7 protein-coding genes are annotated in these 7,201 nt (G+C 63.7%); 3 read left to right on the top strand and 4 right to left on the bottom strand.

The features are described from left to right. The 3 genes from EOA27_RS14960 to EOA27_RS14950 all read right to left on the bottom strand — a co-directional run. Positions 1 to 278: rhodanese-like domain-containing protein (locus EOA27_RS14960; RefSeq protein WP_281059425.1), on the bottom strand; the 278-nt coding region annotated here is incomplete at its 3' end. Between the two features lie 22 nt (positions 279 to 300). Beyond that, positions 301 to 1,044: an alanyl-tRNA editing protein gene (locus EOA27_RS14955; RefSeq protein WP_127256584.1), complete on the bottom strand. Its 744-nt coding sequence runs from the start codon at positions 1,042 to 1,044 to the stop codon at positions 301 to 303. Beyond that, positions 1,044 to 2,078: a cysteine synthase A gene (locus EOA27_RS14950; RefSeq protein ID WP_126082780.1), complete on the bottom strand. Its 1,035-nt coding sequence runs from the start codon at positions 2,076 to 2,078 to the stop codon at positions 1,044 to 1,046. Before EOA27_RS14950 ends, EOA27_RS14955 begins: the two co-directional genes overlap by 1 nt. A 191-nt stretch (positions 2,079 to 2,269) precedes the next feature. Between EOA27_RS14950 and EOA27_RS14945 the strand changes: the two genes are divergently transcribed. Together EOA27_RS14945 and EOA27_RS14940 are read left to right on the top strand one after the other, a co-directional pair. Continuing rightward, positions 2,270 to 3,118, top strand: coding sequence for an SDR family NAD(P)-dependent oxidoreductase (locus tag EOA27_RS14945; protein WP_126082781.1), 849 nt, complete (start codon positions 2,270 to 2,272; stop codon positions 3,116 to 3,118). Positions 3,119 to 3,187: 69 nt separating this feature from the next. Beyond that, positions 3,188 to 4,177, top strand: coding sequence for an alpha/beta fold hydrolase (locus EOA27_RS14940; RefSeq protein ID WP_126082782.1), 990 nt, complete (start codon positions 3,188 to 3,190; stop codon positions 4,175 to 4,177). A gap of 56 nt (positions 4,178 to 4,233) precedes the next feature. Here the strand turns inward: EOA27_RS14940 and EOA27_RS14935 are convergent, their stop codons facing one another. After that, complete coding sequence (locus tag EOA27_RS14935; RefSeq protein WP_127256582.1) at positions 4,234 to 5,691, bottom strand: DEAD/DEAH box helicase; 1,458 nt, start codon at positions 5,689 to 5,691, stop codon at positions 4,234 to 4,236. Between the two features lie 389 nt (positions 5,692 to 6,080). On the opposite strand from EOA27_RS14935, the gene EOA27_RS14930 reads away from it, so the two are divergent. Beyond that, positions 6,081 to 7,201 (top strand): acyl-CoA carboxylase subunit beta (locus EOA27_RS14930; RefSeq protein WP_145970355.1); only part of this gene is annotated, 1,121 nt, incomplete at its 3' end.

Below are 7,201 nucleotides of genomic sequence, written 5' to 3'. Positions count from 1 at the left end.
ATGACGATGGTGTCATCGGCCGTAACGCCCATGGCGCCGACATATTGGGCAAAGTGCTGCGGCGAAGCCAAAGTGTGCGGCAATTTGGAATCCGGATCGGAAACCGCATCCTGGTCGAGGAAGCGCGCACCGGGAATGTGCGCGGCATCGTATTCGGCGCGGGCGTCTCGCTTTTGCGCCGGCAGATACCAGGAGGCGTCGATGATGGTGAGGCCGGGCTCGCCAAGCTGCTTCTCCAGCCAGTCGGCGTCGACGATGAAAGGACTGTCCTGCGCCATTTTTTGTTCTCCCTGGCCCGCCTCAGTTCGCCGGCATTGGTCCGAAGCGGATGCGGAAGCGGCGGTTCTCGCGGCCTTTCTTCTCGATCTTGCCGATATGAATCTCGCCGACCTCGCCGGTCGACTTCACATGCGTGCCGCCGCAGGGCTGGCTGTCGACCGAGCCGTTGTCGCCGATGCAGACCAGGCGGATTTTTCCTGTGCCGACCGGCGGGCGGACGTTCTTCGATTTGACCAGGCCGGGATTGGCGGCGAGCTCTTGGTCGGTGATCAACCGGGTGAAGATCGGATGGTCGGCGCGCACCAGCTCCATCAGCCGGGCCGTAACATCTTCCTTGGTGAAGCCGGTGTCGGGGATATCGAAGTCGACACGGCTGTCGTCCTCGGCGACCGCGGCCCCGGTGATCGGAAACGGGCAAACGACCGTCAGCAGGTGGCAGGCGGTATGCATGCGCATCAGAAGGTGCCGCCGCTCCCAGTCGATCGAGAGCTTCAGCCTTTCGCCGACAGCGGGGAGCAGCTGCTCCGGCGCCGGCACGTGGATGATCTCATCCTTGGTCTCGCCGGTGATGGTGGCGGCGATCGCGATGCGGCCGCCGTCCGCTCGTTCGAGCATGCCGGCATCGCCCGGCTGTCCACCCGACGTGGCGTAGAAGATGGTGCGGTCGAGAAGGATGCCACCCCGATCGTTGACGGCGACAACCTCGGCCTCGGCCGTCATCTGATAGGCGTCGTCGCGAAAAAGCGCCGCTGTCTTGTGCGCCATCATGCTACCTTTTCGAACGGCACGGAAATGTCGGCCCTTTCTTCCATCCAGCCCGGCACCGGAAGGTTCTTGCCGCGCAGGAACTCCGGATTGAAGAGCTTGGACTGGTAGCGCGTGCCGTAGTCGGCAAGGATCGTCACGATGGTGTGGCCCGGTCCGAGCTCGCGCGCCAGCCGGATGGCGCCGGCGATGTTGATGCCGGTCGAGCCGCCGACACAGAGGCCCTCTTCCTGGATCAGGTCGAAGATGATCGGCAACGCTTCCTCGTCCGGGATCTGGAAGGAGAAGTCCGGCCTGAAGCCTTCCAGATTGGCGGTGATGCGGCCCTGCCCGATGCCTTCGGTGATCGAGCTGCCGTCGGATTTCAACTCGCCGCTGGTGTAGAAACTGTAGAGCGCCGCGCCCAGCGGATCGGCGAGCGCGATCTTGACGTCCTTGCTCTTGTCCTTGAGGCCCAGCGCGACACCAGCGAGCGTGCCGCCGGAGCCTACGGCCGAAACGAAGCCATCGACCTTGCCGCCGGTCTGGGCCCAGATTTCCTCGGCCGTCGTGCGGACATGACCGTCGCGGTTGGCGACATTGTCGAACTGGTTGGCCCAGATCGCGCCGTTCGGCTCCGAGCGCGCCAGTTGCTCGGCAAGCCGGCCCGACAGTTTTATGTAGTTGTTGATGTTCTTGTAGGGCACGGCCGGTACTTCGATGAGCTCCGCGCCCAAGATCTTGATCGTGTCCTTCTTTTCCTGGCTCTGCGTGTCGGGGATGACGATCACGGTGCGGTAGCCGAGCGCCTTGGCGACCAGCGTCAAGCCGATGCCGGTGTTGCCGGCAGTGCCTTCGACGATGAGCCCGCCGGGCTTGAGCAGCCCGCGCTGTTCGGCGTCGCGGATGATAAACAGGCCGGCCCGATCCTTCACCGATTGCCCCGGATTCATGAACTCGGCCTTGCCGAGGATCTCGCAGCCGGTCGCTTCCGAAGCCTTGTTGAGCCGGATTAGGGGCGTGTTGCCGATCGCTTCGATCACTGAACGGGGCATGTGGGATTCCTTCATGTGTGCGGCGAGACCCTAAAAACCGGACGCCGCGGTTTCAAGGCAAGATTTTGCCTGGTCCAGTCGCATTGCGGATGGTGCAACGCTCGCGACCATTTCGGTGCCAAGTGCAAAACCGCTCTTTTCAACCGAATTCTCCGCCGCTAGAGCAAACCGGAACATCCGCAGGACACCCTATGACACTCTACCGGGCCAATCCGAAAGAGGGTGTCGCCTGGATCACGGGCGGCAGCAGCGGGCTTGGTCGCGCGCTGGCCAAGGATCTCGCCAATCAAGGCTATGCCGTGGCGGTGACGTCGCTACCGGAAGATCCAGCCGACACGCTGATCGTCGAAACGGCGCAAATGTCCGGGCATGTGAGGTCCTTTCCCTGCGACGTCACCGACGAGCAGGGCATGGCCCGCACGGCCGCCGCGATCGAGGAGCAGATGGGACCGATCGTGCTTGCCGTCTTCAACGCCGGCAACTACATCGCCACCCCCGGAGAGAATCTGGTGGTGCGCGATTTCCATCGTTCCTTCGCCGTGAACTATTTCGGCATCGTCAACGGCGTGGTGCCTGTCGTCGAGCATATGCGCGTGCGCGGACGCGGCCATGTCGTTCTTGTCGGATCGGTCACCGCCTATTCCGGCTGGCCGACAACGGCGGCCTATGGCGGCACCAAGGCCGCGATCAACATCCTGGCGGAGTCGCTGAAATACGACTTCGACAAGATGAACATCCGCATCCAGGTCATCAATCCGGGGTTCATCGACACGCCTTTGACCGAAAAGAACAAGCTGCCGATGCCGGGCCTCATGCCTGTGCATCGCGCCTCGCGCCGCATGGCGCGCGGCATCAGGAAGGGCGGCTTCGAAGTCACCTTCCCGTATCACATAAGCTGGCCGGTGAAGCTGCTCGGCCTGCTGCCGCGGCCGATCGGCCGCTTCGTCATCGGGCTCACCACCCACTGGCGGGGTCGGCCGCTGCATTTCGATCGCAGGCCGGCGGGCAAAAAAGACCCGTCCCGCGACAAGGCGACATAAGCCGGCGAAACGACGATTGCCTGCCGGCGGGGACGGCCATAGGTTGAGAATCATTGCTTGGAGACTGGAATGGGGCGGCGGATCGTGCTGGCGGTGCTTGGCTTTGCAGTCATCCTGGTCGCCGGCTTCTTTCTCGGCCCGCGCGTGCCGGTAGACACCACAATCCGCTTCAATCCATGGGTGATCGGCGACGATCCGCAGGCCTATCTGGCGCGTGAAGAGGCTGCCGTGCCCAACATACGCGACGGGCTCGACAAGGAGATCATCTGGGCGAACCCGATGGTCCACGCCAAGACGCCTTTGGCCATCGTCTACATCCACGGCTTTTCCGCCTCTAAAGGCGAGGTCCGCCCCTTGCCGGACGACATTGCGGATGAACTGGAGGCCAACCTTTTCTACACGCGGCTGACCGGTCACGGCCAGGACGGCGTGGCTATGGCGCAAGGCAGCGTCAATGCGTGGATCAACGACTATGAGGAGGCTTTGGCCATTGGGCGCGAAATCGGCGACAAGGTGATCGTCATCGGAACCTCGACCGGCGGCTCGCTGGCGGCGTGGGCCGCAACGCAGCCCGGCGCATCCGACGGTGTCGCGGCCATCGCGTTCATATCGCCGAATTTCGGCGTCAAGGCCTCCGGCGCGGAGTTGCTGACCATGCCCTGGGGCAGGCAGATCGCCGAACTTGTCGGCGGCAAGGAGCGCAGTTTCCCGGCACGCAACGCGCTGCACGAAAAATTCTGGACGACCAAATACCCGATGAAAGCGGTGCTGCCGATGGCCGCGCTCACCGAGCTTGCCTATACCGCGCCGGTCGAGAAGGCAAAGATCCCTGCCCTGTTCATCTTCTCGGATTCCGACAAGGTGGTGCGGCCGGATCGCACACGCGAGATCGCCGGGCGCTGGGGCGGTCCGCACGAGCTGGTGCCGGTCGACGATACCGGCGATCCGGACAATCACGTCATCGCCGGCGATGTGCTGTCGCCGCAGACCACACGCTTTCTAACGGAGCGTATCGTGGTCTGGGTGAAGGCGTTGATGCAGCAGCAATCTGGCCAGTGAAACGAAAAACGGCCGGAGCATTCGCTCCGGCCGTTCCTCGATCAGATTTGATGAGCTCAAGCAGCGCGGTTCGCCGGACGCTTGCCGCCGAAGCGGCGCTTGTTGTTGCCCTTGAAGCGCTTGAAACCGCCGGGTTTGCGCTCGCCGTTCGGCTGCGCGGCCGCCGGGCGTTCGCCCTGCGGCTTCGGTCCGCGCTCTCCGTTGGGCTTGCCGGTGAAGTGCTTCTTGCCACCGCCATTGCCCGGTCGGCGGCCGTCGCGGCGGCCGCCATGATGCTCGCGGTCATTGGCCGGCTCGAAATGGCGCTCGGTCTTTTCCCTGGGGTCGCGCTGCGGATCCGGGCTGCCGAGGTGGTCGGCAACGACCGGCAGCTTCATGCGGATGATACGCTCGACCTGCCGCAGCTTGGCATTCTCGGAGGGGTCGCAGAGCGTGATCGCGATGCCGTCCCTGCCGTTGCGGCCGGTGCGGCCGATGCGATGGACGTAGCTTTCAGCCTCGTCCGGCAGGTCGAAATTCACGACATGGCTGATGCCGGGCACGTCGATGCCGCGCGCCGCGATATCGGTCGCCACCAGGATGCGAACCGAGCCGTCGCGGAAATCGTTGAGCGCCTTCTGACGGGCGTTCTGCGACTTGTTGCCGTGGATGACGGCGGCTTCAAAACCGTCGCGCACAAGATCCTTGGTGACACGATCGGCGCCATGCTTGGTGCGCGAGAACACGATCACCGTGCGCATCGCCTCGTCGACCAGCATCTTGGACAGCACCTGGCGCTTCTGCCTTGTGCGGGCAAGCACCACGCTCTGCACGATCTCGGCGGCGGTCGTGCTCTGCGGCGAGACTTCGACGCGGACCGGATTCTTCAGGAGGCCCTTGGCAAGCTCGGCGATCTCGTCGGGCATGGTTGCCGAGAACAGCGCCGTCTGGCGGTCCGGCGCGGTCGCCTTCGCGATGCGCTTGACGTCGTTGATGAAACCCATGTCGAGCATGCGGTCGCCCTCGTCGAGGACGAGCCATTTGGTGTCGGCAAGGATAAGGTCGCCTTCCCGCACGAGGTCGGTCAACCGCCCAGGCGTGGCGATCAGGATGTCGACGCCGGGCGCGATCTTCTTCACCTGGCTGAAGCGCGAGACGCCGCCGAGCACCAGCGCGGTCGAGATATGCGCGCCCTTGGCGAGCAGCTTGATGGTGTCCTCGTTCTGCACGGCGAGCTCGCGCGTCGGCGCCAGGATTAGCGCGCGCGCCGTCTTTGGCCGGCGCTTGGTGCCGAGGCCGATGATCTTCGACAGGATCGGCAGCGCGAAGGCAGCCGTCTTGCCCGAACCGGTCTGGGCGATGCCGAATATGTCGCGGCCTTCGAGCTGCGGCGGGATGGCCTGCACCTGGATCGGCTTCGGCTCTTTAAAGCCCGCGGCAAGCGTGGCCTTCAGCAGCGCGCCGCCGATGCCAAGGGCCGCGAAACCGGAGAGTTCCCCAGCGTCGTTGTTGGGGAGAGTGTTTTCGTTGGTCAAATTCATCTTCTTTCAAGCGGCGCAATCGCCGCAAACGTCGATGGCGGCAGGGCGCAACCTGCCGTCGAAACAAATATAAGGAAACGACAAGGCGGCGGACGGGAAACGTCCGCGCGGCTGCGCTGTCGTGCCCGCGGACGTCATGCCCCGGGGCTTTTTCGCCGTCTTGCCGATCGACCGAGGCCGATTTGAAAGAGGGAAAACAGACGCAACCAGTCTCATTCGTGGAGAAAGCCGGACAGGCCGGCCCAAGCGCCTATGGGCTGCATATGGCCGAGTCCGGCCCGAAATGCAAGGGGCGTCATGTTGCAATGCAGCAAAACGAGGGTGCTTGCGCTCTCCTGCCCTCGCCATTACCACAAACCACTTATCCGTTTTGGGGACCAGCGATGAAAGACGTGCTGAAGGAACTCGAACGCCGCCGCGATATTGCCCGCATGGGCGGCGGCAAGGACCGTATCGAGGCGCAGCACAAGAAGGGCAAGCTCACCGCCCGCGAGCGTATCGAGGTCTTCCTCGACGAGGGCTCGTTCGAGGAGTTCGACATGTATGTCGAGCATCGCTCGACCGATTTCGGCATGGAGAAAACCAAAATCGCCGGCGACGGCGTCGTCACCGGCTGGGGCACCGTCAACGGCCGCCCGGTCTATATCTTCGCCAAGGATTTCACCGTGTTCGGCGGTTCGCTGTCGGAGGCGCATGCCGAAAAGGTCATCAAGGTCCAGGAGATGGCGCTGCGCAACCGCGCGCCGATTATCGGGCTCTATGACGCAGGCGGCGCGCGCATCCAGGAAGGCGTGGCCGCGCTCGGCGGCTATGCCGAGATTTTTCAGCGCAATGTGCTCGCCTCAGGCGTGATCCCGCAGATATCGCTGATCATGGGCCCCTGCGCCGGCGGCGATGTCTATTCGCCCGCCATGACCGATTTCATCTTCATGGTGCGCGACACTTCCTACATGTTCGTCACTGGACCGGATGTGGTGAAGACGGTGACCAACGAGACGGTGACCGCCGAAAGCCTCGGCGGGGCTTCCGTCCACACGACCAAATCCTCGATCGCCGACGGCGCCTATGACAACGATGTCGAGGCGCTGCTGCAGATGCGCCGGCTGGTCGATCTGCTGCCGGCATCTAACACGGCGGAGATCCCCGAGATCGAGTGCTACCAGTCGGTGACGGACCACGACCTGTCGCTCGACCGGCTGATCCCCGACAACGCCAACAAGCCCTATGACATCAAGGAGCTGATCCTGAAGGTCGCCGACGAAGGCGATTTCTTCGAAATCCAACAGAGTTTTGCGAGAAACATCGTCACCGGCTTCGGTCGCGTCGAGGGGCGCACGGTGGGCTTCGTCGCCAACCAGCCGATGGTGCTGGCCGGCGTGCTCGATTCCGACGCCAGCCGGAAGGCGGCGCGCTTCGTGCGCTTCTGCGACTGTTTCTCGATTCCCATCGTCACCTTCGTCGATGTGCCGGGTTTCCTGCCTGGCACCGCGCAGGAATATGGCGG

Source organism: Mesorhizobium sp. M2A.F.Ca.ET.037.01.1.1 (assembly GCF_003998075.1).
Taxonomy (GTDB): domain Bacteria; phylum Pseudomonadota; class Alphaproteobacteria; order Rhizobiales; family Rhizobiaceae; genus Mesorhizobium.
The sequence above is the reverse complement of the archived record's forward strand: the minus strand, read 5'-3'. Positions and strand labels throughout refer to the sequence as shown.